Source organism: Paracoccus broussonetiae, assembly GCF_031854425.1.
Taxonomy (GTDB): Bacteria; Pseudomonadota; Alphaproteobacteria; order Rhodobacterales; family Rhodobacteraceae; genus Paracoccus; species Paracoccus broussonetiae.
Window position 1 is genome coordinate 19,861 of sequence record NZ_JAVRQI010000025.1, and the last position, 26,939, is coordinate 46,799.

Consider the following 26,939-nt stretch of genomic DNA (forward strand, 5'->3'; position numbering starts at 1 on the left):
AGTTCCTGGCGTGGCTACACCCATTGGATGCGGCCGATTTCTTCGAGGGGCGCCCCGCCACCCTCAGGCCACCGGGGTCAGCAACGCCCGGCCCGAGAAATGGGCGGCGAGGTTGTCCAGAAGCAGCCGCCCCATCGCCTGCCGCGTCTCGACCGTGGCGCTTGCCCGATGCGGGCTCAGCACCACGTTTTCCATGCCCAGCAACTCTGCCGGGACGGTCGGCTCGTCGGCGAAGACATCCAGCCCCGCCGCCCCCAGCCGCCCCGAGTCGAGCGCCGAGACCAGCGCGGATTCCTCCACGATGCTGCCACGCGAGACGTTGATCAGCGCCCCCTCCGGTCCCAGGGCCTCAAGCACGCCGGCATCGACCATCCCGCCCGTCCCGGCCCCGCCCGCGGCGGTGACGACAAGGAAGTCGACGTCACGCGCCATCTCGATCAGGCTTGGATAGCGCAGATAGGACCCGTCGCGGGCCGAGGGCGTGACATGGCCGATCCGGCAACCGAACGCCTCGCAGCGCTCTGCAACCGCCCGGCCCACGCGGCCAAGGCCCAGAATCCCGACCTTCTTGCCGCTGAAGCGGCTGGCAAGCGGTAGCCCCGCTCTGCCCCAGTTGCCGTCCCGCACAAAGCGGTCCGCGGTAATCTGGCGACGCGCTACCGACATCATCAGAAGCAGCGCAAGATCGGCGACATCATCGGTCAGGACATCGGGCGTGTTCGAGACGGCAATGCCGCGCTCGCGCGCATAGCCAAGATCGATCGCATCCGTGCCGACGCCGAAGACGCCGACCATCTCGACATTCGGATATCGCTCAAGCAGGGTCCGCCCGGCACCAAGCGCGCCATCGGTCACGACCGCGCGGATGCGGGCCCGGTCAAAGGTACCGTCGGCTTCGGCGCCATACAGACGGCGCGCAAGGTATGATCTGTCAAGTTCGGCCATGACGCTCTCCATGAGCGGGCCGACCAGAACGACTTCAGGTTTCAATTCAGGCTCCGATGTATCAGTCAGCGTCACGGGCAATCGCCACGATGGCGACGATCATGACTCCGGTCAGGATAAGGCGGATTCCGGGTCCGGCCGAACCAAGCCCGAACTTCACGACCGCCAGGTTCAGCAGGTTCACCAATGCATAAAGGAAAAGCGACGCGCCCCAGACGCCCTGCGGATAGGCACGCCCGCCAAGCACGCTGGTGCCGCCCACGACCACGACCGCAATCGAGGCCAATTGATACTGGCTGCCGATATCCAGCGACGCCCCGCCTGAGAAGGCAGCCAGCAGGACGCCTGCAAGCGCCGCCAATCCGCCCGACAGGACATAGACGTAAAAGCGCGTGCGCCCCGCGTTCAAACCGGCAAGCCACGCCGCGCGCTCGCTTTGTCCGACCGCCAGAACGGCTCGTCCGAACAGAGTGCGACGCAGGACCAGCACCATCAGCCCCGCAACCGCGATCATCAGGAAGGGCAGCACCGGCACCCCCAGAAAGCGCGCGACGGCGATCTGGTTCAGCAGTGCCGGCGGTTTCAACGTCGCCGCGCCGCCCGCGGCAATGGCGACGGACTGGACGATAAAGCTCATCGCCAGGGTGGCCACGATCGGCGGGATGCGAAGCAGCGCGATCAGGCCGAAATTGACGGCGCCGATGACAAGCCCGATGGCGAGGGCTCCGCCAAGGCCGGGCAGGATCGCGGCATTGTTCTGGGCCATGACCGCCATGCCAACCAGCCCGGCCAGCGTCATGACGCTTGGCACCGAAAGGTCGATATTGCCCGGCCCCGAGGTGATCACGAACATCTGGCCAAGGCCCACGATGGCATAGAACATCGCGAAGAACAGTGCCGTCTGCAGTGACTGCACCGCCCCGGCCCCGTTCGAAAGTCCAAGCGTCAGCAGCCAGACCACGGCCGCACCGATGAAGGACCAGGCCCAGGGCCTGCGTCTCAGGCTATCGCCCAATGCTGAGCTTGACATGGGCATGTGCACTCCGGGTTTCGAGTTTCGAGATTGCGGTCCGGGCCGCCAGCACGGCGATCAGGATCAGGCCTTGCGCCGCAAGTTGCCAGTCGGAGTTGACGTTCATGAAGGTCAGCAGCGAGTTCATCAGTACAAGAGTCATCGCCCCCAGCACCGTCCCGACGGGCGAGACCTTGCCGCCGACAAATTCGCCGCCGCCCAGGATGACCGCCGCGACGCTGAGCAGCGTATAGTTGGGGGCCAGGTTGGCATCGCCCGAGGTCGCGATCCCGGTCAGCACCAGGCCCGAAAGCACGCCGAAGAACCCCGCCAGCCCGTAAAGCACGGCCTTGGCCCGCAGCACGGACCAGCCCGCTCGCGCCACCGCCTTGGGGTTTCCGCCGACTCCGCGCAGTACGATGCCAAAGGACCAGCGTTGCAGCAGGAGATGCCCCAGCAGGCTAAGCACGAACAGCGCCCAGACCGGCAGCGGAGCCAGCGGGGTGCGGATGCGGACCAGCGCAGCCAGCCAATCGGGGGCGAGCCCACCCGGACGCGGCAGGATCAGGACCGCGATGCCTAGCCAGATGAAAGAGAACCCAAGCGTGACCACGATCGAGGGCAGCCGCCGGGCATGGATCAGCATCCCCATTGCGGCATACGCCAGGACCAGCAGTAGCAGGATCGCGCCGCCCAGCACCGGGGACGCGGGCAGAACAACCGCGACGATGCAGGTGACCAGGCTGACGAAGTTGCCGATCGACAGGTCGATATCCCCTGCCGCGATGATGAACATCTGCGCGAATGCCGCCAGCGCGACCGGGATCGCATAGGTCAGCAGCAGGTTGAAGCCGATATAGCTGGCCGCGTTCGGGCGATAGCTGTAGATCCCCAACATTACCGCGACCAGCCCGATGACCGGCAGCAGCGAACGCAGCAGATCAGCGGGGCGTTGCCCAAGCGCCTCAAACATAGGCGGCCTCCAATGCGGTCCGGGGTTCCGACCGGTCTGCGAACGAGGCGCGCAGGATGCTTTCCTCGTTCACCTCATCCGCCTCGAGGACGGCGACGATCCGGCCCTCGCGGAAGACATAGACCCGGTCGCAATTGCCCAGCTCTTCGGTTTCGGTGGAATACCAGACAAAGGACCGGCCCACCTGCGCCTCGGCCCGGATCAGGGCATAGACCTCGGACTTGGTGCCGACATCGACGCCGCGCATGGGATCGTCCAGCAGGATCAGCGGGGCGCTGCTGGCCAATGCCCGTGCGAACAGGATCTTCTGCTGGTTTCCGCCCGACAGCGTTCCGATCCTTGCATCCGGTCCCGCCGTGCGCACGCCGATGCGCCGGAACCATCGGGCGGCGATCTCGCGTTCGCGCGCAAGATCGATGACACCATATCTGGACACGTCGCGAAGCGCGCGCACCGTCGCATTCTCGCTGACCGACCAGACGGGGAACACGCCCTCGGTCTGGCGGTCGCCGGCGACATAGGCCGCCGAACCTTTCGCAAGACCCGCCTGCCCGCGCGCCGCCGCGTCGAAGATCTGTTGCAGCGTGTGGCGCTGTCCGTGCCCGTCCAGCCCGGCAAGCCCGACAACCTCGCCCTTTCTCAGCACCAGTCTCAAAGAGTCCTCGCCCCCCTCGACGCGAAGGACGATTTCGGCCGAGGTTTCGGCCCGGGCAGCGACGGTGCTTTCCGGACCTGCGGCCTCCAGATGGCCCATCATCCCGACAAGGGCCGGTCGCGTCAGGTCGGCCGTGGCGACATCCCCGACGATCCGGCCATCGACCATGACCACCACCCTTTCGGTAAAGAACAGGATTTCGTTCAGGCGGTGGCTGATCAGGATGGTGGCGATCCCGTCCTTGGACGCGATGTCCAGAAAGGCCATCAACTGGTCCGCGACCCTTGCATCCAGCGAACTTGTCGGCTCGTCCAGGATGACCAGCCGGATATCCGAGGGTCGCCCGGCGAAGGCCTCGGCGATTTCGACCATCTGCCGCTGGGCGATGTCCAGCTCTCCCACGGGACGGCCGATATCGATGCCGTGGCTCGGGAATATCCGGTTCAGCGAGGCCGCGATCAGACCGCGTGCCCGCTTGCGCCAGCCCCAGCGCCCCAGCTTCCCCTGCCGGACCAGCGTGTTCTCGACCGCGGTCAGGTTCGGGCATAGCGACAGTTCCTGAAAGACGCAGCGAATGCCCAGCCGATGCAGCTGCGCCGGCGTCACCTGAGAATAGACTTCGGTTCCGACCCTGATGGTGCCGGCATCCGGCCGGAGCACGCCGGACAGGACATTCATCAGGGTCGACTTGCCCGCGCCGTTATGGCCGACGAGGCCAAGTTTCTCGCCCTTTCCGACCGTCAGTGTGGCGTCGGAAAGTGCGCGGACCGAACCGAACGACCGTGACACCCCAGAGACGATCACCGCGGCGTCACGGGTCGCGGCCTGCGCCGCGACCATGTCTTTTGCCTTTGCAGTCACCTGAGCTTACTTCGTCGGGGCCGGGATCGCCGGCAGGTCCGCGTGCTTGGCGTTCGCCTCGATCAGCTGGGATACCCATTCCTGCGTATAAGTCGGATTGGTGACGCCGCCCTTTTCCGTGACGGAAAGCCAGGCATCCAGGTCAGGTTGATCGATGCGCAGGAAGGGCACGCCGACGAATTTCGGCACTTCCTTGCCCGCCAGGATCTGCTGGGCGACCCAGAACGCAACCATGGACACGCCCGGCGTTGCCGAGATCGACATCGTCTCGTAGCCGTTCTTGTCGTGCTGTTCCTTCCACCAGCTCAGCTCATCCTCGCGGTTGCCCATGATGATGATCGGCTCATCGCGGTTCGCGGCGGCAAAAGCCTGGGCGGTGCCGTATCCGTCGCCGCCCTGGGTGACGACCGCGTCGATCTTGGGCAGGCTTGGCAGGATGCCGGCAACTTCGCGCTGTGCCACGGTCTGGGTGAAGTCGCCATGCACGCTGCCCGCGATCTTCGTGTCGGGGAATGCGGTCAGCGCTTCGTGGACGCCGTTGCTGATGTCGTCGTCGACCGAGTTTCCGGCGATGCCCCGGACCTCCAGAAGCGTGCCCTTGCCGCCAAGGCGCTTCGAGAGATAGTCGACCTGAGAGCTGCCGACCCGCTTCCAGTCATAGTTGACGACATAGGCACAAGGCTCGGTCACGACACCGTCGAAGGCGACGACCACGATACCCGCGTCGCAGGCCTGCTTGACGACACCGTTCAGCGCCGTGGGCGAGGCCGCATTGATGACGATCGCGTCATAGCCTTCAAGGATCAGGTTCTGCATCTGCGCGGCCTGTTCGGTCGCGTTGTTGTTGGCGCTGATCACGGCCGCATCGCCGATCACCCCGGCAGCTTTCGCGGCCTCGGTGCCCGATTCCCAGCTTTTCACCATCACCTGCCGGAAGGAGTTTCCGGCGAAGGAGTTGGAGAAGGCGATCTTCTTGCCCGAGGTGTCGTTGCCGGCAGAAGCGATCGACGACATCCCCATCAGCAAGGCCGCCCCTGCCAGGGCCGCACCCTTCAAGTGTCTCAGTTCAGGCATTTGGTTCCTCCCTCAAAGGTCCCTGTTGGACGGATCCCGTTTCGTTGCCGGTTCCGTTATTGGCGCCGCGCCCCTCCGCAGGATTCCCGCACCACCAGATGCGCGGGGATCGTCAGGTGGCGCGGCTCTGCTTCGTCGCCGTCCAGACGGGCAAGCAACTGCGTCGCCGCAGCCCTCCCGATGCTTTCCGCGTCGATGTGGACGGTCGTCAGAGATGGAATGGACAGCGCGGCCTCGGTTATGTCGTCGAAGCCGACGATGGCGAAGTCGGATCCGACCTTCAGACCCAGATCCCGCGCCGCGCGAAGCGCACCCAGCGCCATCAGGTCGTGATAGCAGATCACCGCGGTCGGCGGGTTGTCGATCGCCATGACCTCGCGCAGCAGCAGGGCGCCATTGTCCCTGGTCGGAGCCCCTGTCGGGGTAAGCGCCGGATCAAGTGGAATACCCGCCGCGGCCAGCGCCTGACTATAGCCTGCCAGTCGCTCGATCCGGGCCGACCTGCCCTCGGTCCCGCCCAGGAATCCGATCCGGCGATGGCCCAGCATCAGCAGATGGCGGGTCAGTTCCTTGGCCATGGCGGTGTTGTCGGGCGCAACGATGTCGCAGGGCAGGTTCGCAACCCAGCGCGAAACCTGGACGACGGGCCGCCCGCTCTGGATCAGCTCGGAGACGCTGTGGACATCCGTGCCCTCGGCCGGGCTGAGAAGAAGTCCATCCACCCCGTGCTCCATCAGGGTGCTCAGCTGCCGGGACTGACGCGCGCTTTGGTCCCCGGAGTTGACCAGGAACGTCATGTAGCCATGCGCGTCCAGAACGGTTTCCACCCCCGAGGCCAGAGCTGCAAAATAGGGGTTTGAGATGTCGGTGATCAGCAGGCCGATGGTACGCGACTGCCCGGTGCGCAGCTTGGCCGCGAAGCGGTTATAGCGATAGCCCGTCTTCTCGACCGCCTTGCGGACGCGTTCTCTGGTTTCCGCCGAAATCCGGCTGCCTTCCTGCAGGGCAAGACTGACCGTGGCAGTCGACACGCCCGCTTCGCGCGCGACATCGACCAGGGCCACAGAGTTCTTCTTACGACCAGACGCCATCCACTCCCTCCCGAGTGGCGCCAACCGTCATCGCGGCCGGAAAGACGCCGGTCAAACAACTGACCGGGTTGTCGTTTCCCTGCGATATCGGCGAGGCTCCTCCCAAAGCACCAGCGATTTCGTTTATCGATTAACTTGGCATGGTGGACCTGTCAATCGATTAACTGATGGGGCGAAGCGCCTGCGTATTGACATGAGCGGGCAATGACAAACGGCCGGAGCAATGCCCGGCCATTTGCAGCATTTCCAATAACTCAGTGAACGCGGTCGGCGATCTCGGTTTCCCGCTGGGGGATGCCGTTGAAGAGAAGGTTCAGCAGCAGGGCCGAGAACGTGCCGACCAGGATACCGCTATGGAAGATTTCCTGGATGAATTTCGGAGTCCGGTCGAACATGGTCGGCGCGATCAGGGGAATCATGGACAGCGCCAGGCTGACCGCGACGATATAGATGTTTCGCCGGTTCTGCACGAAATCGACCCGCGCCAGAATCTTGACCCCGGTTGCCGAAACCATCCCGAACATCACCAGCGCCGCCCCACCGATGACATAGCTGGGGATCGAGGCCGAGATGAAGGCAACCTTGGGCAGGCAGCCCAGCAGGATCAGGATCACCGCGCCGGCCGCCACGACGAAGCGGCTGAGAACCCCGGTGATCTGAAGCAGCCCGACGTTCTGGGCATAGGTGGTATAGGTGAAGGTGTTGAAGATGCCGCCGATGATATTGCCGATCCCATCCGTCCGCAGGCCGCGGGCCAGGCGCTCTTCCGAGATCTTCTGTCCGGCCATGTCACCGATTGCCAGGAACTGCCCCGTCGCCTCGATCATCATCACGATCATCACCAGGCTCAGCGCGATGGTGCCCGACAGGTTGAACACCGGGGCACCGAAGGCGAAGGGTGTCACGATGCTGACCCAATGCGCATCCCCGACGCCCTGAAAATCGACCCGCCCCGCCGCGATGGCGACAATGAAGCCCAGCGTGATGCCGAACAGCACGGCGAGGTTGGCATAGAATCCCCGGCAGAAGCGCGTCACCAGCAGGATCGTCAGCAGCACCAGCGCGGCGACCGACAGCGCAAAGGGATCGCCATAGGCCGGGTTCGGGACCACGCCCTCGGCCGTGCGGATCGTGGGGTTGCCCCCGGCCGCCCAGTTGATCCCCACCCGCATCAGCGACACGCCGATCACCAGCATCACCGTGCCCGTGACGACCGAAGGGAAGAACCGCGCCCATTTGCCAAAGAACCAGGCTGCGATGACGGTGAAGACACCCGAACCGATCGCGGCACCAAAGACGCCGGGCATCCCCAGATCGGGATTGCTGCCGATCCCTATGATGATCGGCACGGCGGTGAAGCTGATGCCCATCATGACCGGCAGGCGCGCCCCGAATTTCCATATCCCAAGGCACTGGATCAGGGTCACGATACCGCAGCAGAACAGGTCCGCACTGACCAGAAGCGCGACCTGGTCCTTGGTCAGGTTCAGCGAATGGCCGATCAGCAGCGGCACCGCGACCGCACCGGCATACATCACCATCACATGCTGCAGACCCAGCGCGAACAGCTTGGGAACCGGCATCATTTCCTCGATGGGATCGGGGACCGCCGCGGCCGCCGAGACCTTGCCTGCATCCCCTGCTTTTCTTCTTTCGTCCTCCCAGACCACGGCCTTTGCTTCCAGGGTCCCGCTCATGTCTCTTCCCCTCCCCGACAACGTGAAAATCCTGCATGTCCTCCTCATGCAGGGATCATTCTGGCGGGAAGGAAATTCATTTATCAATCGGCACAATTTACTTTATTAATCTAGTATCCTTATGAATGTTAAGTATGGAACCGACACTCAAACAGTTCAGGGCCTTTGTCGCGGTGGCCGAAACCGGACAATTCACCCGCGCGGCAGAACGGTTGGGTCTGTCGCAATCCGCCGTCAGCACGCTGATCGGCCAGCTTGAGACCAATCTTGGATTGCGGCTGTTTGACCGCCACACCCGGCTTTTGCGGTTGACGCAGGCCGGGACCGAGGCCCTGGCCGTCGCCCGCCAGGCAGTCGGAGATCTGGACCGGCTGGTCGAGAACGCTCGCGAACTGAACGATTTCAGCCGCGGGCGCGTGACCATCGCGTCGGGCACGCTACAGGCGGCGCTGACCTTGCCGCGTCTGATCAAGGGGTTCCATCTGCGCTATCCCAATATCGACGTCTCCATGCATGACGTCCCCGAGCGGGTGGTCATCGAGATGGTCAAGTCCGGGGCCGCGGATCTGGGGCTGGGCACGGTTTCCGAGCGCGACAGCGAGGTTGTGGGGACCGAACTGCTGACCGACGCATTTCTGGTTGTGATGCGCCCCGAACATCCGCTGGCACAGCGCAGCGCCCTGCGCTGGCAGGACCTGGCCGAGGAAACGCTGATCGGGCCCCAGCGCGGCAATCCGATCCGCGAAAGGCTCGAGGCCGAAATGGCGCGGATCGGAATGGAGTTGAAGCTGCATCGCTCGCTTCAGGTCGCGCTGCCCCTGACGATCATCGGCATGGTCGAGGCGGGACTGGGCGTGGCCGTCATGACCTCGACCGTCAAGCCTTTGGCCCACAGCGTCGGGCTGGTGACGATCATGCCGTCCGAGCCGGTGATCGCGCGCAAGATCTCGTTGATCCAGCGCAGCGACAATTCACTCGCGCCCGCCTGCCGGCTGTTTCGCGAATTCGTGCAGCGCGCAATCCAGACCTCACCGCGCGGCTTACCAGCCTAGGGGAAAGGACATTGGGCCGACGGCATCACCGTCGGCCCGTTGGCGTCAACAGGTCTTGTCTTCGGCAGCCTTGCGGCGCAGGCCGTTCAAGACATCCTCGGGCGTGATCGGATAGTGGTGGAACCGCACGCCGATCGCGTCGTAAACCGCGTTGGCAATGGCCGGACCGATGGCGATGATCGGATCCTCGCCCACCCCCTTGGCGCCCCAGGGACCGCCCGGATCCGGCGCCGCCTCAAGGATGATGGTCTGGATATCCGGCATGTCCATGGAAAGCGGCATCTTGTAATCCACCAACCCCGCATTCAACGACCTGCCGTTGGAGCGATCGATGATGTAATCCTCGGTCAGGGTATGGCCGATCCCCTGCTGGATGCCGCCTTCGATCTGACCCTGCGCGGCAATGGGGTGGATCACGCGCCCCACATCATGCACGGGCATCACCTTGCGGCATTCGATGATGCCGGTTTCGGTATCCACCGCGACCTCGACGAAATGGGCGGCGAAGGAATAGGACTTGGTGGGATTGTAGCTGCCGGTGTCAATCAGGTGCTCTGCCGGAATCCCCCGAGAGGGGCCCATCGCCTCGAACACGGTCAGCGACTGACCGGGCTTGCCGTCGACCGTGATGATGCCGTCGACCATCCGAAGATGCTCGACCTGTTCCTGCAATTTCTCGGCAGCGCGGGCCAGAACCCTCGCCCGCACCTTGGCCGCCGCGATCCGCGCGGCCGAGCCGACGAGATAGGTTGTATGACTGGCGAACGCACCGATATCCCAGGGTACGACATCGGTGTCCCCATGCACGACCGAGACCGATTCAAAGGTCACGCCCAGTTCCTCGGCCACGATCTGCGCCAGCGCGGTATGCGCCCCGGTCCCAAGGCCGGCGGCGCCGGTCAGCAGGGTCACGCTGCCATCCTCGTTCATCTTGACGGTCGCATTGCCCTGTTCCTTGATGCCGGGATAGGCTGACGATCCGTGCATTTCGCAGCCGACCCCCCAACCCTTGCGGATCGCGGGGTTCAGCGGGTCGCTGCGATCAGGATTGTCGCGCGTGGCCGCCCAGTCGAAGGCCTTGATGCCGTGGCTGATGCAGGCTTCCAGCCCGCGGCCAATGATCGGATGGCCCGACGGCGCGATATCACCTTCGCGCACCGCGTTCCGCAGGCGCATCTCGGCAGGATCGATGCCAAGCTTTTCGGCCGCCTCGTCCATTTGGATATCCAGCGCGAAATAGGTCTGGACCACGCCATAGCCGCGATATGCCCCTGCAATAGGCGTGTTGGTATAGACCGCGCGCCCGTTCACCCGCACGTTCTCGACCCGGAAAAGCGAGGTGGCCGAGAAGGTGCCGACTGTGGTGACACCGGGACTGTGCGAGCCATAGGCCCCGGACTCATAGATGATCTGCATGTCGCGGGCGACCAACGTGCCGTCCTTGCGGAACCCCTGTTTCAGCTTCAGCTTGAAGGGGTGGCGCGAACGGCCGGCGATGAAGGTCTCGCGCCGGGTAAATTCCATCTTGACCGCGCGGCGGCATTTCTTGGCCAGCAGCGCGCACAGGAATTCGTGCTGGAACAGGTCCTGCTTGGCCCCGAACCCCCCGCCCATATGGTCAACCAGAACGCGGACCTTGTTCAGGGGCAGGCCCAGCACCTCGGCCAGCGCACCGCGCACCATGAAAGAGGTCTGGGTCGAGGTCCAGAAGGTCAGCTTGTTCGACCCGGCCCAGTCCGCGACGCAGATATTCGGCTCCATATAGGTCGGGACCGGCCGGCCGCCCTCGAACTCGCCTTCCAGGATCAGGTCGGCCTTGGCAAAGCCGGCATCGACATCGCCACGTTCGACATGGACAGGTGGGATGACCAGGTTGCCGCCCGGGCCGACCTCGTGGATCTGTGGCGCGTCGGGCAGCTGGGCGCTGTCCACGTCGTAGACACCGGGCAGCGGCTCGTATTCAACCTCGATCAGGTCCAGCGCCTCGTCGGCGATCTCCTCGCTGATGGCAGCAACGGCAGCGACGCCTTCGCCCCAGAAGCGGACCTTGTCCTCGAGGATATACTGGTCCTTGGTGCACGAGGCCGAGCGCGGATGCGGCGATCCGTAATGCAGCACTTTTGGCACGTCATGGTGGGTCAGAACCGCCTTGACCCCGGGATAGGCCAGCGCCTTCGACACGTCGATATGCTTGATGCGCGCGTGGGCGATCTCGGAGCGCTTGATCTTGCCGTGCAAAAGACCCGGCCAGTGGTAGTCGCCGGTATACTTGCCCTCGCCGGTGACCTTTTCGATCACGTCGGCGCGCTTGACGCTTTTGCCGACGATGCGGAAATCCTGCTTGGTCATCGGCTCAACCCTCCGCCGAGATGGGTTCGCGACGCTTGACCCGGATTTCGGTCCGGCAACCACAACCACAGCTTGCCGCATCCGCGGATCTGGCCGCCGCCATGCGCTGACCGGCGGTGCGGATCGCCTCGAAGATCTTCGTGTAACCGGTGCAGCGGCAGATGTTGCCCGACAACCCGAAACGGATTTCCTCATCCGTGGGCAGCGGGTTCTGGTCCAGCAGGTTCTTGGCCATCATCAGGATGCCCGGCGTGCAGAAGCCGCATTGCGAGGCCCCGTGCTCCATGAACGCCTCCTGCAGGGGGTGCAGGTCGTCGGGGCCGGATTGCAGTCCTTCGACGGTGACGATCCGGGCGCCCTGCGCCTCGGCCGCCAACATCAGGCAGGCATTGACCGGCTCGCCGTTCACCATGACGGTGCAGGCCCCGCAATCGCCGACATCACAGCCCTTCTTGGTGCCCGTAAGGCCCATTTCCTCGCGCAGCGTGTCCAGAAGCGAACGATAGCCGTCCACGCTGGCGCTGCGCGCCTCGCCATTGACGGTGAACTCCAGATGAAATTTCGTCATGCCGCGACCTCCTGGGCTTGCGAAACCGCACGCCGGGTCAAAACCCCGACCATTTCGCGCCGATACTCGGCCGAGCTGCGGACATTGCTGATCGGCGTGCATTCCTGCATCGCCTGCTCTGCGGCGGCGGCGACCGTCGCCGCGTCCAGTTTCGATCCGACCAGAAGCGCTTCGGCCAAGGGTGCCCGCAGCACAACCGGACCGACCGCGCCAAGGGCGATACGCGCGCCGGTGCAGACGCCGCCCGCTGTGTCCAGGCTGACTGCGACGCCGACAGTTGCCAGCTCCATCGCCTTGCGGCGGCCATGCTTGATATAGGCGCGCAGGCTGCCCGGCATGGGCGCAGGAACTGTCACCGCCACCACGATCTCGCCCTTTTCCAGCACCGAGCGGCCGGGGCCGGTGAAGAACTCGGCCATCGGGATCGAGCGTCCGCCGCCGATGCGATAGGTCTCGACGCTGGCGCCATCCGCGATCAGCGGCGGAATGGTATCGGCCGACGGCGAGGCGCGGCAGATGTTTCCGATCACCGTCGCGCGGTTGCGCACCTGAATCGAGGCAAGCTGGCGCAGCGCGGCCCGCAGGTTCGGATAATGCGCGATCACCGCTTCGGATGCCTCAAGCTGGCCCGCGGTCACCAGCGCCCCAAAGCGCAACCCGCCCGTGTCACAATAATCGATCCGGTCCAGCCCCGGCACGCGCTTGATGTTCACCAGGTGCCTGACCTCGCGCAGACGTTCGCGGATCTCGACGAACAGGTCGGTGCCGCCGGCCAGAAAAAAAGCCCCCTCGCCCAGTGTCGTCAAAAGCGTTGACGCCTCCTCCAGGGTCATCGGCTCGTGGTACTCAAATCTCCGCAATTCGCCCTCCTCCGGCTCATTGGTCTGATGTTTGGCCGCTTACCGTTCGGGGCTACGCCGGGATGTCCTTTCCTAAGCGCCAGCGATTTCGCGCAGGAATTCACGCTCGAGCTGACGCAAAAGCTCAGTATTGGCCGCTTCGGCCGCAATGCCGTCGCCCTGCTGAAGGGCGGCAAGCGTCTTGGTATGGGCAATGACGCCGGAGAACAGCGACGGCCCCTTCGGGGTCTGCGCCCCCAGCAGCGGCTGGCAATCGATCAATTCACGCATGAAGCGCGCGATGGTCGCATTGCCCGCCATCTCGGTGAAGGCGATGTGAAACTCGCGCGAGAAATGCCGCGCCTCGGCAATCATTCCCTCGTCATATGCCGCAGCCTCTTGCCGCAGGATCTCCATCAGGCGTTCCGATCCCGGCTGGTCCAGGCGGTCCGCCAGCATCCGCAGTGCCGCGCCCTCATTGATGATGCGGGCCTGCATGATCTCTCGCGTGGTCTTGGGCGAACATTGGGTGACGGTGGCACCACGATTCGGCGTCAGTTCGACCAGTCCCGCCTGCGACAGTCGCAGCAGCGCGTTGCGCACCGCCTGCCGGTTGGCGCGCGCGGCTTCAGTCAGCTCGCGTTCGACCAGCCGGTGTCCGGGCGGGGTCACATGCTGCTGAATGCCCTGCATGATCAACCGGACCACCCGCGCCTCGGCGGCGCTGCCACTTTTGGTGCGGCGGGCCATGTCGTCGTTTTCACCAGGAAAAAAGGTCTCAGCCATGCCATCACCAGATTGTCGACAATTTATAGCTTGCGTGGAGTGGGAAACATTGTCAACAATTCAGTCACACCCGCTCATCATGGCCAAGGCAGACGAGCGAAGCTGGACACCATGATCAGGAGGCTTCGTGATACAGAACCCCCACGCCTTCGTGGCCGCCCGCAGCCGCCACCCCGCCCTGCTTGATCCATGGGAAGCTGCTTTGGAGTTCGGTCCCGGCACTGTGATGGCGGTGATGACCGAAACGCAGGGCCCGGCCTATCGTCGCCGGGGCGCGTCCATGGCCCTGGCCGCGGACGGTCGCATCGCGGGGGCGCTGAGTTCGGGCTGCATCGAGGCTGACCTGATCGTCCATTCGCGGCGGGTCCGTGACAATGGCCAGACGATCCGTCTGCGTTATGGCGAAGGCTCTCCCTTCCTTGATCTGCGCCTGCCCTGCGGCGGTGCCATCGAGGTGATGCTGTTCCTGCTGCGCGATCATGAGGCACTGGTCGAGTTGTCCCGGATGCGCGCCGCGCGACGCCATGTCGCGCTGACGCTGTCGGATAGCGGGCGGCTTTGCCTTGGCGAAGGTCGGGGACTGGCGCTGTCCTTCCGGGCCGGACTGCGCTTCGTCATCTTCGGTGCCGGACCAGAGGCAGCGGTCTTTGCCGAACTGGTGCATTCGCTGCATCATGATCACATGCTGCTGTCGCATGAAGACCAAAGCCTGGCGCTGGCCGAAGGGATGGGCTGCAATGTCCGCAGGCTTGGCCCCCTGCCCGACATGGATGAGTTGATGCCGGACGAACGCTGCGCGGCGGTGCTTTTCTATCACGATCACGATCATGAACCCGCGATCCTGCGCCAGCTTCTGGCCCGGCCCGCCTTCTATATCGGCGCGCAGGGCAGCCGGGCCACGCAAAGGAACCGCCTCAGCCAGCTGGCGGGACTGGGCGTTCCGGCCGCCGACTGCACCCGCGTGCGCGGTCCGATCGGGCTTATCCCCTCGGCCCGCGATCCGGGGCAGCTTGCGATTTCGGTCCTGGCCGAGGTCATGGCCGCAGCCGGTGACACGATCAGCGCCCGGCGCGTGACATGAGATATGTCGCGGCATTGCTGGCGGCGGGGCGGTCGGTCCGCTTCGGCGACAGCGACAAGCTGCTGGCCCCCTGGCGGGGCAGGCCACTGGTCAGCTGGGCGGCAGAGGCCTTGGCCGAAGCGGATGTGGCCGAGCGGATCGCGGTGGTGTCTTCGCCCCAGGTCGCCGACATTCTTCCCAATGGCTTCACGCGCCTGACAATCGCCCCCGGCCTGCCCATGTCCCGTTCATTTCGGCTGGCGCTGGATCATGCACGGCGGACGGGTGCGGACGGGTTGCTGCTTGCCTTGGGCGACATGCCGAATATCGACGCCGCGCTTCTGGAGCGACTGTTGGGGATGCCCGCGGGCGGGGCCTGCACCGACGGGCGGTCGCGTCTTCCGCCCGCCTTCATTCCTGCGGCCGCATTCGCCACCGCCCTCTCCGATCACGAAGGCGATTTCGGCGCCCGCACATTCATTACCCATCTGCCCGATGACCAGCTGATCCACATTGCCGCCGCACAAGCCTTGGACGTAGATCGCCCCGAGGATCTTGGCCCGCTGGGTTGACCGCATCGCCGTCGAATTCAAAGAGTTTGGTATGGAGAAGATCGACATTCGGCAGTTCAACCTGAGGGTGCTGCGATATTTCATGGTACTGGCCGAAGAGCTGCATTTCGGCCGCGCGGCTGCGCGCCTGAACATGTCCCAACCGCCGCTGAGCCAACAGATCCGTCAACTGGAGGAGCAGTTGGGCGCCGAATTGTTCATCCGCAGCCATCAGGGGGCGGTGCTGACCCCGACCGGGGAAGCCTTCCGCGCACAGGTGCCACTGGTCTTCGAGCAATTGGAAAAAGCCGTCAATGTCGCGCGACTGACCGCGCGCGGGCAGCTGGGCAGGTTGGACATCGGGGTCACAAGTTCGTCCCTGGTTGGCACGGTTCCCGCTGCGCTGGAAGCGTTCCGTATCCGTCACCCCGAAGTCGAATGGCAGCTCCACGAGGCGACCCCGCAGCGCCAGACCGAGGCTTTGCTGGACAAGCGATTGGATGTCTGCCTGTTCCGCCTGCCACCGGATATCGTCGGCGCCAAGAACGAAATCATCATGCACGAAGACCTGATGGTCGCTCTGCCCAGCTCGCACCGGCTGGCGAACCGCTCGGCCCTGGCGCTGGAGGATTTGCGCGACCAGCCCTTCGTCATGTTCGGGCTGGACCAGTCACGCTTTGCCGGGTTCCTGTATCAATGCTGCGTGCAGGCCGGCTTCACCCCACAGATCCGCCAGCAGGTGGTCGAAGTGCAATCGCTGCTGAGCCTTGTCGGCGCGAATATGGGGGTGGCGCTTTTGCCGGCAACGATTCGGCGTCTGGCGCAGCCGAATGTCGTCTTTCGGAAGATTGTCCCGCATTCGCCTCAGGTGCCGCTTTACGCGATCTATCGCGACGAGCCCCCTTCGCCCACGCTGGGAAATTTCCTGACCATCCTGCGACGAATGGCACCTCAGCCACCGGGCTCCACACCGCGCGAAACCCCGCGATAAGGCCTATTGAGCGGCAAAGCGTTGCAGGATCATCTCGCGCAAAAGCGAGGCCGCGGGCGAAAGCGAACGATAGCGGTGCTGAAGCAGGCCGACCTCGCGACCGATATCCGGCTCGACCAGACCGACCGAACGCACGCGCACGTCCGAAGTCAGCAGCCGAGAGTTTTCGGGCAGAACCGACACCCCCATCCCGGCCGAGATCATGCTGATCGCGGTCGAGGAAAAGCGCACCTCGTAGCTGGGGCGAAAATCGGGGACGACCTGAATCATCGTGCGCACGACGATCTCGCGCAGGGGGTTTTCCTGCGCCAGGACGATCATCCTTTCGCCTTCCAGATCGGCCCACCGGACCTTTCTTTGCCGCGCGAGCGGATGATCAGCATGGCAGATCAGCATCAGGCGGTCATGGGTCACGGGGGTCGAGGTCAGTTCGGGGTCTTCGTCGACCTGCGTGCCAATGGCAAGATCGACCTCATTCCGCTTCAAGGCCAGGCGGATCCGTTCCTCGGGCATGTCGCGCAATTGCACGGTGACGCCGGGATGCAGGCGCAGGAACTCGGCCAGAAGAGGGGGAACGATAGTCGCGGCCAGAACGATCGCTGCAGCGATCGTCACCTGGCCACTTTTCAGCGCGGCGCTGTCGCGCACGCTGCGGGTGGCCTGGTCCAGATCCTCCAGCACCTTGCGGGCCTGGGGCAGAAATTCCTGCCCCATGACCGAAACGCTGACCATGCGCGTATGGCGGTCGAACAGCCGCACCCCCATTTCGCTTTCAAGTTCGCGGATCAGGATGCTGACGGCCGATTGCGTCAGCCCCAGATGATTGGCCGCCAGATTGAAACGCCCAAGCTCTGCCACTGCGAGAAAGGCGCGCAACTGGCGAAGCGTGATGTTCATGCTGCCCGCCCGGTCGTTATCCTGTGGTCAGCAAGATGACTTGGCGGGAACGGAGGTTGCAACCTCCTGCGCGCATTCGACCGCAGGTTTCTTGCCCGCCATCATCAGGCCCACCTCTTCAAGACGGCTGCGATCCGGTGGCACTTCGCCCAGAATCTCGGCATGGCACATGACCAGGATACGGTCGCAGACGGCGAAAAGCTCCTCCAGCTCGGTCGAGATCAGCAGGATGGCGCGACCGGCATCGCGCTGGCGCAACATCTCTTGCAGGATGAACTCGATCGCGCCGATGTCGATGCCGCGCGTCAGCTGGCTGACAAGAATGAAATCCGGGTCGCGTGCCAATTCCCGTGCCACGACCAGCTTTTGCTGGTTGCCGCCGGACAGGTTCCCGATCCTTTCCGTTTCGTCCGGGGTCTTGATACGGAAGCGCCGGATCAACGAACGGGTGTGTTCGGTGATCTGCCGCCTCTGCAACATGCCCCGCCGCGCAAAGGGCGCGGCATCATGGCAATGCAGGATCGCGTTCTCTGCCAGGTTCAGCGGCAAGAGGATGCCCATCTTGTGCCGGTCTTCGGGGACATGGGCGAACGAACGGGCGTTGATCTGGGCCGGACTGAGGCCCGTGATGTCTTGCCCGTCCAGTTCAATCCGCCCGCTTTCCACCGGCAGCAACCCTGCCAGCGCAAGTGCCAGCTCGGTCTGGCCGTTTCCTGAAACGCCGGCAATGCCGACGATCTCTCCCCTCCGGACGGTCAGGTCGACATTCTTCAGGGCTGGCAAACCCAATTCGCTTTGGACGTTCAGGTTGCTGACCGACAGCACCATCTCACCGGGTTTGGATGGGCCGCGCGGCAGTTCCATCAGGACATCGCGCCCGACCATCAGCCGCGCCAGTTCGCGCGGATCGGTGTCCATGACACGTGTCGTATGCACCACCCGACAGTCGCGCATGACACTGATCCGATCCGACACCCGCATCACCTCGTCCAGCTTGTGCGAGATGAAGATGATCGTCTTGCCGTCGCGGACCAGCTCGCGCATCAAAATCAGCAGCCGGTCGGTCTCCTGAGGCGTCAGAACCGCCGTCGGCTCATCCAGGATCAACAGGTCCACGCCGTGAAACAGGACCTTCAGGATCTCGACACGCTGCTGTTCGCCGACCGAAAGATCCTCGATCACAGCGTCGGGACGCACGTCCAGCCCATAGCGGTCGCTGAGTTCGCGGATGCGGGCATGCACGGCACCCATGTCGCGGATCAGACGCAGAGGGCTGCCCTGACCCAGCACATAGTTCTCGGCGACGGTCAGGTTTGGAACCAGCATGAAGTGTTGATGCACCATGCCGATGCGGTGCCTGCGCGCCTCGCGTGGCGAGGACAGGTGAAGCGGTTGACCCTTGTAGGTGATCTCGCCGCTATTCGGACGCAGGATGCCGAAAAGGATGCTCATCAGCACGCTTTTGCCGGCGCCATTCTCGCCCAGAAGTGCGTGGATCTCGCCCTGCTCGACCTCCAGCGTGACGCCATTGCTGACCATGAGGCTGCCGAACGACTTATGGATGTCGTCCATCTTCAGAAAGGGTTGGGCATTCATCATCCTACCTCTCGCCATAGGGCACGCCCAGCTTGCGCGGGGCGAAATTCTTGCCGCGCACGATCACCAGCGCCAGGATGGTCATGACATAGGGCAACACCTGCAGCGCCTGATACGGGATGTTCAGCATCGGCTGGGCCTGAAGCTGCAGTTGCAGCGCATAGAAGACCCCGAAAAGCAGCGAGACAAAGAACGCCCCGATTGGCGACCAGCGGGCAAAGACCACCACGGCCAGCGCGATGAACCCCCGACCCGAGGTCATGCCCTCGACAAACTGGTTGGAGTGGCCAAGCGTCAGGAAGGCTCCGGCAAGGCCCGCCAGCGCGCTGCCGATCACGACAGCACCGTAGCGATAGGCCCCGACACTGCGACCCGCCACGTCCACGGCCTTGGGATGATCCCCCACCGCGCGCAGCGTCAGGCCAAAGCTGGTGCGATACAGCAGGATCGCCGCAAGGATCGCGACGGGTATGGTCGCATAGACGATGAGGTTCTGGCGAAACAGCGCCTCGCCAAGGAATGGCAGATTGCTCAGGACGGGAAGATGCACGGGCTTGGCGATTTCGACCCCCATCCCGGTCGAGACGTAATAGGTCCGGAACAGAAACCCCGTCAGGCCCAGCCCCAGCATGTTGATCGCGGCGCCGACAACGATCTGGTCGGCTTTCACCGTGATCGTGAAAAAGCCGAAGATCAGCCCGAAAATCATTCCGGCCAGAATGCCTGCCGCCAGTCCAAGGGCAAGGTTCCCGCTGGCGAAGGCCGCCGCAAAGCCGCAGAAGGCCCCCGTGGCCATCGTGCCCTCGATCCCGATATTCAGGACCCCTGCCCGTTCCGATATGACCTCGCCAATCGAGGCGAAGATCAGGGGCGTCGCCAGTCGCCAGGCTGCGCCGATCAGGGTCGCGAAGAACCCCAGCGTAATCGCTTGATCCATTGCCTATACCCTCTGTTACCGGTTGCGCCGCAGCTTCAGCGCAGCGAAGGAAACCACCGACAGGATGACGACGCCCTGAATGACCGAGACCAGCACCTGCGGGACCTGCGAGGTGATCTGCATAAGTTCCGAGCCCGAGCGCAGCACGGCGAAAAGCGTGCCCGAGAGAATCGCGCCCAAGGGGTTGTTGACGGCGAGCAGCGCCACCGCGATCCCCTCGAACCCGTAGCCGGGCGAGATGTTCTGGTAGAGGCGGTGGGTGACGCCCGCGACCTCGAACGCGCCGGCAAGGCCTGCCATTGCGCCACTGATGCACATGGCGATCAGCATCTTGCGGCCCGCGTTCATGCCCGCATAGCGCGCCACGTTCGGATTGATCCCGACGACACGCGTCGCATAGCCAGCGCTGGATTTATAAAGATAGATGTAAAGCACCAGTGCCAGAACCAGCGCCACCGCCAGCCCGATATGCAACCGGGTGCCGGGGATCAGGTCGGGGATATAGGCTTCACGGAAAAGGCGCGGCGACTGCGGATAGGCCGCCTTGCTGTCCTTCATCGGGCCAGTGACCAGCCAGCTTGTCCCGATCAGCGCGATATAGTTCATCATGATCGTGGTCACGATCTCGCTGGCGCCGAAGCGGACCTTGAGCCAACCGGCGATCCCGGCCCATAAAGATCCGCCCAACGCGCCCGCCAGCATCACCAGCGGAACATAGATCCAGGCGTCAAGGCCCGAAAAGCTGGTGCCGACCAAGGTCGCCGTGACGGCCCCGGCATAGAACTGCCCCTCGGCCCCGATGTTCCACATGTTGGCACGGAACGCGACACATAGCCCGGCCCCGATCAGGATCAGCGGCACGGCCTTCAACAACACCTCGGACACCGAGCGGAGATCCTGGAAGACCCCAAGCAGCATCACGTTGATCACGTCCCAGCCGTTGAAGCCGCTGATGAAAAGCAGCACGGCGCCAAATGCCAGCGCGATGGCGACGGCAACGATGGGAAAAAGCGCAGCGAGCAGCGCATCGCGCAACGCCTGTGCCGTTCGGCGCAGCGGGTCAGGCCCCGAGAGCCCCCGCCCCGATTGTTCTATCTGCGTCATGAGCAAGAAACTCCCTGCAAGTTATGACGCCGCGACACCTGTCGGTGCCGCGGCCTTCACGTCATTGCGGCATCGTGTCGATCTTGCCCGCCGAGATATCGGCGACGACGGCGGCAACATCCTTGCGAATATCCTCAGGCACGCTCACCTGGGGATTGTCGTCGCGGAAATGGAAGCTGATGACCTTGGGATCCTTGAGACCGAAGGCGACATTGGTGGTCGGAGCATTGCCTTCGCGGATCGCGCGCACCACCTCGACGACACCTTGCGCGTAATCAGCGACGTAAAGCCCCAGGATGTTCTTCGGCGCGACCCCGGTGAAATCGGTATAGATGCTGAAGCTTTTGACCTGATCTCCCGCCTCGGCAATGCCCTGATAGGCCCCGACCGTCGCGCCCGAGGCGTTCGGGACGACAAAATCGGCCCCTTGGGCAATCATGCTGAGCGCGGCTTCCTTGGTCGCTGCGGTATCGGTGAAGTTGCCGATATAGGCTTCGCTGACCTGGAACTCCGGATTGACGCTTTTCGCCCCTGCCTTGAACCCCGCGAAGGCCTGCTGGATCGGCGGGATCTCCATGCCGCCGATCAGTCCGGCTTTCTTGCCCATCTTCGCCGCAATGACCCCCATCAGGTAGAAGGGCTGGCTGGTATCGGTGTTCAGGCCGATGACATTGCCTTCGTGAATGTCACTGGACGAGATCAGGAAAATGGTATCAGGAAAATCCGGTGCCACGTCCAGCGCGGCATCCTGCAGTTCGAAGCCGTGGCCCAGGATGATCTGATAGCCTTGGCTTGCATAGTCGCGGAACGCTTTCTCGAATGAGGCCGGGTTCTGTTGCAGCTCGACATAGCTGACCTTCGCGCCGAGTTGCTCTTCGACGCCTTTCAGCGCGTTGTATCCGATGCGGTTCCACCCCTCCTCGGACACCGAACCGGGGACCAGCAGGCCCATCTTGAACTCATCAGCCATGGACGCGCTCGCACCCAGGCTAAGCGCGGCCACTCCGATAGCTCCCGCAAGAGCCGTGTGCCGAAAATCGAACAGATTCATATTGCCACTCCCCGTTAAAATCGTTCTCCCGCCGGATTTCTTCCTGTTTCGGGGCAGGCGGCTGATGGGTAGCGGCGTTCAGGATCATTGCCCGTTCACCCTGTAAGGATGCCCAGCACCCTCCCAGGCGATCCGATCACTGCAAGGCGAAGCCCGCGCCGTGTTCCCATCCCAGCCGAACGGAGCAAGTCCGCCCGACCGTCTCCATCCCCTTGGCCATTCCGGTCAATTCAAGGGTAAGTAGCGCGGAATTATTTGGGCAAATTCATTATTATCATCAATTATGAAGATATTCGAAACTATCTGATTGGGGCTGTGCGTCAGAATGAGGGGCACCGGTCCTCCTTGTGTGGAATTCCAAGGCGGAAAGTAGGCAAGGCTCGTTGCATAGTGTATCCGCATTTTTATTCACTTATGCGGATCACCAAGGCGGCGCCTTCCACGTTCCTCTGCGGATCCTCCCGTCTGACTGGGTATGTTCGAAAGCAGTGAATTTCCGCGCGGAGGCGCTGGGTTCGCCCCCATCGATGGCGTAATGTCGCAACCACTCCTGCCTTCGCGCACAAGCGACTTCAAAATTGCCAGTTGGCAATTTTCCTAAAGCGGGTTCTTCTCAGCATAGCTACGAAAGAATGCAAGGAAAGCGCGATCGGGATCTCTTGCTGGCTCCCTCCCCGCGGCCCAGGCGCGCCACTCACCCTCTACGAAGTAGATGTCATAGCCAGGGTGGCGAAGACGCGCCGTCTCATACGTCGAAGTATGAAGCGGGACCCCGCGGGAATCCAGCCAGGCCGGACGGGGCCGAACTTCCGGTGCAGGTTCGACCGAGACATGTTCGGTCTTGCCCTCGACCCGGACCCGCCGGCCTACCTTGGAGAATTGCAACGCCCGATCAGCGGCGCCCGATGCATCGCCGTCCTTTCGCCACCAGCGAAGTTCGACATGTGTCACCGCCCTGCCCGTCTTGATCGCCACGATCTCGACCATGAAATCCGAAAGCGCGTTCACTTCGGCCACCGCGGGATCGATGGCCCGCAACTTGAGGTTCGACCAGCTGGTCAGCTTGCCCTTGGGAACCCCCATGATGCCACGCAGTGCTTCCAAGGTGAACTTCTCGGACGCCTTCCAACGAAGATTCCCGCGCTTTTGCACCATCTCATAAAGCGTCAGCGCGTATTTCGACGACAATGCGAACATCACTTCACGCTGCAGGCGCGCAAAGACCTGACTGTTGCGAATGATTTTTCGCAAGCGCGCCGGAATCTCGTATTCCAACAGGCCGTCAGCGCGTCCACTTTCCAGGTTACCGCCGAGCAGTTGCACTCGCTCGACCGCGGGCTCCCCGTCCCAGATCACCGCGACCTTGACGATAGCTGACATCAGACGTTCAAGGCTATCGCCCACCCGGTCATTCGAGTTATGACTGCCCCGCAGGACCGATTTCGCAATCAGATGCGTTACCGGTTTGTCGATCGCATCCCAGGCATTCTCCAGAAGCTGGTTGTAGATCCTTCGGTCGTTGAGGCTAAGCGGAGTGACCTCAATCAGATCAACCAGCTCTCCGGGCTTGATGAGGCTCTCGGCATTCGGTCTTGCCTCAATCGTGCGAATTTTGCCCTCAGCCATATCCGTTACCTCACAACCCTTACGTTTGTATCGCTGATGAGGTAAGATTTCAACTAGGTTGATAGTTCGCCAGGCAACCTCACCCAGAATGTAAGGCAAGTCGGCGGGCATGGCAGGCAAGTGATTCGCAGTGTCTTGCTTTTAAAAGAGAAAAATCAGGCATTCGACCACAGATTACGACGCACCCGATCTGTAAGGTTTTGCACCTCCCCGAAAGGTAAGGCAATCTCGCCCGATTCGTAAGGAATCTCGCCCAAGAAGTAAGGCAAATCATCCCAACAAGTATGAGGACGGAGAATTTTGGCATGAGATTCAATGGTTTCATCTAGATGAATCTGGAATCTTATGAATCCGAACAAACATGGTTGTTCATACTATCCACAGAAAGGAAGGATCCTTCTTAGGGCTGCGCTCCAAACCTTACAAATTGGGCGCTGGAACGCGCGTCCTACCGTGTTAATGGCTTATCGTGGCGAACCTCGCATCTGCAAAGGCCCAATCGGAAACTATCGGCTTTTCCTCCATTCATGTCCGAAATCCGAACTTTACCCGTTCTTGCGGTTGCGACATACTCTCGCAAACTGCACATAAGTCAGGCCATCATGACACCAGTCCTCCCCCCCGTGACGTTGGATGAACTTGGCGTACTCAGCCGCCGCGCAACGACGGTAATCGAAAGATTGCGCGAACGCGTCTTTGCCCCCGGCACACAAAAACGTCTGGACCTGATCTACAATGTTCGCACAGCCGCCGAAATGGTCGGGAGGTCGGAGAAGGCAATCCGCGACGCGGAAGCTGACGGTCGCTTGCCCGAGCCTGCAAAGGACGAAGCAACGGGTCGCCGCAACGGCTACTCTCTGGCCGAGGTCAACCGGATGCGGGAGGTTTTCGGAACCTTGCCCCATCGCACGGCCGAGGATCCCCCGCTGATCCTGGCGGTTCAGAACTTCAAGGGCGGCGTCGGCAAATCAACGGCTGTCGTCCACCTGGCGCAGTATTTCGCATTGAAGGGCTACCGGGTCTGCGTCGTCGACTGCGATTCCCAGGCTTCGACAACGGCGGTGTTCGGGCTCAATCCCGATGTCGACATCGACGAAGAAGAAGACACGCTCTATCCCTTTCTGCAGCACGGGGGGCCGAAGACCCTGCATTATGCCTTGCGTGCGACCTATTGGCCGGGAATCGCGCTGATCCCCGCCAACCTTGGCCTTTATGATGCCGAGTATGAGTTTGCCGCCCGCATGGCCCGTGATCCGGCATTCATCCTGGATCGCCTACGTGAAGGGGTTGCTTCAATCGCCGACCAGTTCGATATCGTTCTGCTGGACCCACCACCTGCCTTGGGGATGCTTTCGCTGTCGGTGCTGCGCGCAGCCAACGCTTTACTAATCCCCGCGCCCCCGAACAACATCGATTTCGCCTCCACTGCCCACTTCCTGAAGATGATGGAGGCCACTTTGGCTGAACTCGCGCGCCACGGCGGGCAGCGCGAATACAGCTTCATCCGGATCCTGACCAGCAAGATGAACGATCAGAAATCGGCGCATCAGGCGATCAAGCGGATGATGGATGCGGTGTTCCCGCAGGATATGCTGAGCGCGGTGTTGAAGGACTCGGCGGAGATCGACAATGCAACAGCAAATCTGATGACCGTTTATGAGCTGACCGGTCCCGCCAGCAGGACCGAGACGCATAAGCGCTGCCGGGCCTATCTTGATGCCGTGGGGCGCGAGGTCGAGTTGCTGGCCAGAAAGACCTGGCCCAGCCATCATCAAAACCTGCGTAAGGAGGGGCTGCTGTGAGCAAGCGACACAATGCGATTTTTGACGACGTCCTGAAAGACATTTCTGACGGGGCTGGGGCGGAGAAGGCCGGGACCCGCTTTCTGAAGCGTTCGAATGCGCTTGCCGAAAGTGGTGAACGTGAAGAGAAGCTGCTGCGCTGGGTGGATCCCGAGCGGTGCGCCATGTGGCATCGGCACAACCGTGCCTATGATTTGCTGAACGAGGGTAACTGCCGTGACCTGATCGACAGCATCCGCGCGCAGGGCCAACAGGAATTTCCCGCGATCGTGCGCAGGCTGTCGGCGGGGCAGGAGGCGGAGTACGAGGTCATCTGCGGAGCGCGGCGCCATTTCGCGGTGTCATGGTTGCGCGCGAACAATTATCCGCAATTTCGGTATCTGATCGAGGTTCGCGATCTCAGCGATGAAGAGGCATTCCGCCTCGCCGACATCGAGAACCGGGATCGGGCCGATCTGTCTGATTATGAGCGGGCGCGGGATTACCTTCAGGCGCTTGAGCTTTATTATGGCGGCAAGCAGAAGGCGATGGCGGCCCGGTTGGAAGTCTCGGAGGCGTGGTTGTCGCGCTATCTGTATCTGGCCCGCTTGCCAGAGGAAGTGGTTCAGGCCTGGCCGCAGATCACCGACCTGAAAGAACTTCACGCGAGGGGTCTGCGCCCGCTTCTGCAAGAGGCAGGCGATAGGGTGCTGGCTGAAGCCCGGTCAATTGCCACTCAGCAGATTGAAGGACGAGCGGGGCAGGGGGCGCTTATCCCGGTGTCGAAGGTGCTGCATCGTCTTCAGGTCGCCGCGAATGGTGAGAAACCAGCGCCCGAGCGGCGCACGTTTGGTGAAGCCAAAGATGCGCAAGTCACGATGCAACGTCGCGGCGACAAGATCCGGCTGGAGTTCAAAAGCGACATCTCCGAAGCCACGCTGCGGATCGCGCTTGACGAGTTCCTTCGAAGCGAGATCGTAGCGAAGTAGGGGAATTGCCAATTGGCAATTTTCGGTTTTGCCGGGGCCAAGAATGTACCGCGTGGTGTGCGGTCAGCGAGTTGACGTCGTGAGGACATCACCATCGCGGCGTCCTGCGATCTATTAATGGCTGTGTATGCACCGAGAGCATGCCGCGATCACCTTAGTTTCCTCATCTCATCTCCTTTTTCGCCACTCACGCTTGGGCGGCGCGTTGCTTTGCCTGTCGAGCCTTTAGCGGTGGCCTGCGATATGCGAGTCGAGGGGTAGGGGTTCTTGTCTCGGTGCACTGGCTTTGGGCGCTGAAGCTGTGGGAATCGAAGCCGTTGACGATGCTGGGTTTGATTCTGGTGCTTCTGGCCCTGCGTTTGCTGAGGTTTCTGCCCCGGGCGGGCCGGAGCGCGGCGCGGCGCGCGGGTGCGTGATCCGCTGTCGCAACCTACCTCCGCCGCATCACCGATCC

At 62.8% G+C, this 26,939-nt stretch carries 23 protein-coding genes; 6 read left to right on the top strand and 17 right to left on the bottom strand.

Features of this window, described 5'->3' with window-relative positions; translation table 11 throughout:
* Positions 1–63 precede the first annotated feature (63 nt).
* The 7 genes from RM190_RS21990 to RM190_RS22020 all read right to left on the bottom strand — a co-directional run bounded on the left by RM190_RS21990 (position 64) and on the right by RM190_RS22020 (position 8,308).
* Complete coding sequence (locus RM190_RS21990) at positions 64–945, bottom strand: 2-hydroxyacid dehydrogenase (protein WP_311761627.1); 882 nt, start codon at positions 943–945, stop codon at positions 64–66.
* A 61-nt stretch (positions 946–1,006) separates the two neighbouring features.
* A complete protein-coding gene (locus RM190_RS21995; protein WP_311761628.1) occupies positions 1,007–1,975 on the bottom strand; it encodes an ABC transporter permease in 969 nt (322 codons plus the stop codon).
* Entirely contained in the window at positions 1,950–2,930 is a 981-nt protein-coding gene (locus tag RM190_RS22000) for an ABC transporter permease (RefSeq protein ID WP_311761629.1), read from the bottom strand. Before RM190_RS22000 ends, RM190_RS21995 begins: the two co-directional genes overlap by 26 nt.
* Entirely contained in the window at positions 2,923–4,446 is a 1,524-nt protein-coding gene (locus tag RM190_RS22005; protein WP_311761630.1) for a sugar ABC transporter ATP-binding protein, read from the bottom strand. Before RM190_RS22005 ends, RM190_RS22000 begins: the two co-directional genes overlap by 8 nt.
* Before the next feature lie 6 nt (positions 4,447–4,452).
* A complete protein-coding gene (locus tag RM190_RS22010; protein WP_311761631.1) occupies positions 4,453–5,520 on the bottom strand; it encodes an ABC transporter substrate-binding protein in 1,068 nt (355 codons plus the stop codon).
* A 56-nt stretch (positions 5,521–5,576) separates the two neighbouring features.
* Positions 5,577–6,611, bottom strand: a complete 1,035-nt coding sequence (locus tag RM190_RS22015) for a LacI family DNA-binding transcriptional regulator (protein WP_311761632.1) — start codon at positions 6,609–6,611, stop codon at positions 5,577–5,579.
* 254 nt (positions 6,612–6,865) lie between these two features.
* Positions 6,866–8,308 (bottom strand): nucleobase:cation symporter-2 family protein, encoded by a 1,443-nt coding sequence (locus RM190_RS22020; RefSeq protein ID WP_311761633.1) that lies wholly within the window; start codon positions 8,306–8,308, stop codon positions 6,866–6,868.
* A gap of 134 nt (positions 8,309–8,442) precedes the next feature.
* Between RM190_RS22020 and RM190_RS22025 the strand changes: the two genes are divergently transcribed.
* A complete protein-coding gene (locus tag RM190_RS22025; RefSeq protein WP_311761634.1) occupies positions 8,443–9,360 on the top strand; it encodes a LysR family transcriptional regulator in 918 nt (305 codons plus the stop codon).
* 45 nt (positions 9,361–9,405) lie between these two features.
* On the opposite strand, the gene RM190_RS22030 is transcribed toward RM190_RS22025, so the two are convergent.
* The 4 genes from RM190_RS22030 to RM190_RS22045 form a co-directional block, all read right to left on the bottom strand.
* Positions 9,406–11,709: a xanthine dehydrogenase family protein molybdopterin-binding subunit gene (locus tag RM190_RS22030; RefSeq protein WP_311761635.1), complete on the bottom strand. Its 2,304-nt coding sequence runs from the start codon at positions 11,707–11,709 to the stop codon at positions 9,406–9,408.
* A gap of 4 nt (positions 11,710–11,713) precedes the next feature.
* On the bottom strand, positions 11,714–12,277 hold the full coding sequence (locus RM190_RS22035; RefSeq protein WP_311761636.1) for a (2Fe-2S)-binding protein: 564 nt from the start codon (positions 12,275–12,277) through the stop codon (positions 11,714–11,716).
* Positions 12,274–13,137, bottom strand: coding sequence for an FAD binding domain-containing protein (locus RM190_RS22040; protein ID WP_311761637.1), 864 nt, complete (start codon positions 13,135–13,137; stop codon positions 12,274–12,276). The genes RM190_RS22035 and RM190_RS22040 overlap by 4 nt, the downstream gene beginning before the upstream one ends.
* Before the next feature lie 72 nt (positions 13,138–13,209).
* A complete protein-coding gene (locus RM190_RS22045; protein WP_311761638.1) occupies positions 13,210–13,902 on the bottom strand; it encodes a GntR family transcriptional regulator in 693 nt (230 codons plus the stop codon).
* Between the two features lie 127 nt (positions 13,903–14,029).
* Between RM190_RS22045 and RM190_RS22050 the strand changes: the two genes are divergently transcribed.
* From RM190_RS22050 to RM190_RS22060, 3 genes are read left to right on the top strand one after another with little or no spacing between them, the layout of a single operon-like run.
* Complete coding sequence (locus RM190_RS22050; protein WP_311761639.1) at positions 14,030–14,983, top strand: XdhC family protein; 954 nt, start codon at positions 14,030–14,032, stop codon at positions 14,981–14,983.
* Complete coding sequence (locus RM190_RS22055) at positions 14,980–15,534, top strand: nucleotidyltransferase family protein (protein WP_311761640.1); 555 nt, start codon at positions 14,980–14,982, stop codon at positions 15,532–15,534. Before RM190_RS22050 ends, RM190_RS22055 begins: the two co-directional genes overlap by 4 nt.
* Positions 15,535–15,565: 31 nt before the next feature.
* The gene (locus RM190_RS22060) at positions 15,566–16,504 is read left to right on the top strand and encodes a LysR substrate-binding domain-containing protein (RefSeq protein WP_311761641.1); all 939 of its coding nucleotides are present in this window, start codon (positions 15,566–15,568) and stop codon (positions 16,502–16,504) included.
* A 3-nt stretch (positions 16,505–16,507) separates the two neighbouring features.
* On the opposite strand, the gene RM190_RS22065 is transcribed toward RM190_RS22060, so the two are convergent.
* From RM190_RS22065 to RM190_RS22090, 6 genes are all read right to left on the bottom strand, one after another.
* Positions 16,508–17,401, bottom strand: a complete 894-nt coding sequence (locus RM190_RS22065; protein WP_311761642.1) for a LysR family transcriptional regulator — start codon at positions 17,399–17,401, stop codon at positions 16,508–16,510.
* A gap of 27 nt (positions 17,402–17,428) precedes the next feature.
* Positions 17,429–18,973, bottom strand: a complete 1,545-nt coding sequence (locus RM190_RS22070) for an ABC transporter ATP-binding protein (RefSeq protein ID WP_311761643.1) — start codon at positions 18,971–18,973, stop codon at positions 17,429–17,431.
* Between the two features lie 28 nt (positions 18,974–19,001).
* Positions 19,002–19,934 (bottom strand): ABC transporter permease, encoded by a 933-nt coding sequence (locus RM190_RS22075; RefSeq protein ID WP_311761644.1) that lies wholly within the window; start codon positions 19,932–19,934, stop codon positions 19,002–19,004.
* A 15-nt stretch (positions 19,935–19,949) separates the two neighbouring features.
* Positions 19,950–21,038, bottom strand: coding sequence for an ABC transporter permease (locus tag RM190_RS22080; protein WP_311761645.1), 1,089 nt, complete (start codon positions 21,036–21,038; stop codon positions 19,950–19,952).
* A 61-nt stretch (positions 21,039–21,099) separates the two neighbouring features.
* Entirely contained in the window at positions 21,100–22,041 is a 942-nt protein-coding gene (locus RM190_RS22085) for a BMP family protein (RefSeq protein ID WP_311761646.1), read from the bottom strand.
* Between the two features lie 645 nt (positions 22,042–22,686).
* The gene (locus RM190_RS22090) at positions 22,687–23,826 is read right to left on the bottom strand and encodes a replication initiation protein (RefSeq protein WP_311761647.1); all 1,140 of its coding nucleotides are present in this window, start codon (positions 23,824–23,826) and stop codon (positions 22,687–22,689) included.
* 512 nt (positions 23,827–24,338) lie between these two features.
* Here RM190_RS22090 and RM190_RS22095 point away from each other — a divergent pair.
* Both RM190_RS22095 and RM190_RS22100 read left to right on the top strand, forming a co-directional pair.
* Positions 24,339–25,517 carry an AAA family ATPase gene (locus RM190_RS22095; protein WP_311761648.1) on the top strand — a complete coding sequence of 393 codons (1,179 nt, stop codon included), beginning with the start codon at positions 24,339–24,341 and terminating at the stop codon, positions 25,515–25,517.
* The gene (locus RM190_RS22100; protein ID WP_311761649.1) at positions 25,514–26,485 is read left to right on the top strand and encodes a ParB/RepB/Spo0J family partition protein; all 972 of its coding nucleotides are present in this window, start codon (positions 25,514–25,516) and stop codon (positions 26,483–26,485) included. The genes RM190_RS22095 and RM190_RS22100 overlap by 4 nt, the downstream gene beginning before the upstream one ends.
* Positions 26,486–26,939 lie beyond the last annotated feature (454 nt).

Bases quoted from the DNA above. Each gene is read 5' to 3' on its own strand.
- RM190_RS21990 (WP_311761627.1), bottom strand. From the start codon at position 945: ATGGCCGAACTTGACAGATCATACCTTGCGCGCCGTCTGTATGGCGCC.
- RM190_RS21995 (WP_311761628.1), bottom strand. From the start codon at position 1,975: ATGTCAAGCTCAGCATTGGGCGATAGCCTGAGACGCAGGCCCTGGGCC.
- RM190_RS22000 (WP_311761629.1), bottom strand. From the start codon at position 2,930: ATGTTTGAGGCGCTTGGGCAACGCCCCGCTGATCTGCTGCGTTCGCTG.
- RM190_RS22010 (WP_311761631.1), bottom strand. From the start codon at position 5,520: ATGCCTGAACTGAGACACTTGAAGGGTGCGGCCCTGGCAGGGGCGGCC.
- RM190_RS22015 (WP_311761632.1), bottom strand. From the start codon at position 6,611: ATGGCGTCTGGTCGTAAGAAGAACTCTGTGGCCCTGGTCGATGTCGCG.
- RM190_RS22020 (WP_311761633.1), bottom strand. From the start codon at position 8,308: ATGAGCGGGACCCTGGAAGCAAAGGCCGTGGTCTGGGAGGACGAAAGA.
- RM190_RS22025 (WP_311761634.1), top strand. From the start codon at position 8,443: ATGGAACCGACACTCAAACAGTTCAGGGCCTTTGTCGCGGTGGCCGAA.
- RM190_RS22030 (WP_311761635.1), bottom strand. From the start codon at position 11,709: ATGACCAAGCAGGATTTCCGCATCGTCGGCAAAAGCGTCAAGCGCGCC.
- RM190_RS22035 (WP_311761636.1), bottom strand. From the start codon at position 12,277: ATGACGAAATTTCATCTGGAGTTCACCGTCAATGGCGAGGCGCGCAGC.
- RM190_RS22045 (WP_311761638.1), bottom strand. From the start codon at position 13,902: ATGGCTGAGACCTTTTTTCCTGGTGAAAACGACGACATGGCCCGCCGC.
- RM190_RS22055 (WP_311761640.1), top strand. From the start codon at position 14,980: ATGAGATATGTCGCGGCATTGCTGGCGGCGGGGCGGTCGGTCCGCTTC.
- RM190_RS22060 (WP_311761641.1), top strand. From the start codon at position 15,566: ATGGAGAAGATCGACATTCGGCAGTTCAACCTGAGGGTGCTGCGATAT.
- RM190_RS22065 (WP_311761642.1), bottom strand. From the start codon at position 17,401: ATGAACATCACGCTTCGCCAGTTGCGCGCCTTTCTCGCAGTGGCAGAG.
- RM190_RS22070 (WP_311761643.1), bottom strand. From the start codon at position 18,973: ATGGACGACATCCATAAGTCGTTCGGCAGCCTCATGGTCAGCAATGGC.
- RM190_RS22075 (WP_311761644.1), bottom strand. From the start codon at position 19,934: ATGGATCAAGCGATTACGCTGGGGTTCTTCGCGACCCTGATCGGCGCA.
- RM190_RS22080 (WP_311761645.1), bottom strand. From the start codon at position 21,038: ATGACGCAGATAGAACAATCGGGGCGGGGGCTCTCGGGGCCTGACCCG.
- RM190_RS22090 (WP_311761647.1), bottom strand. From the start codon at position 23,826: ATGCCCGCCGACTTGCCTTACATTCTGGGTGAGGTTGCCTGGCGAACT.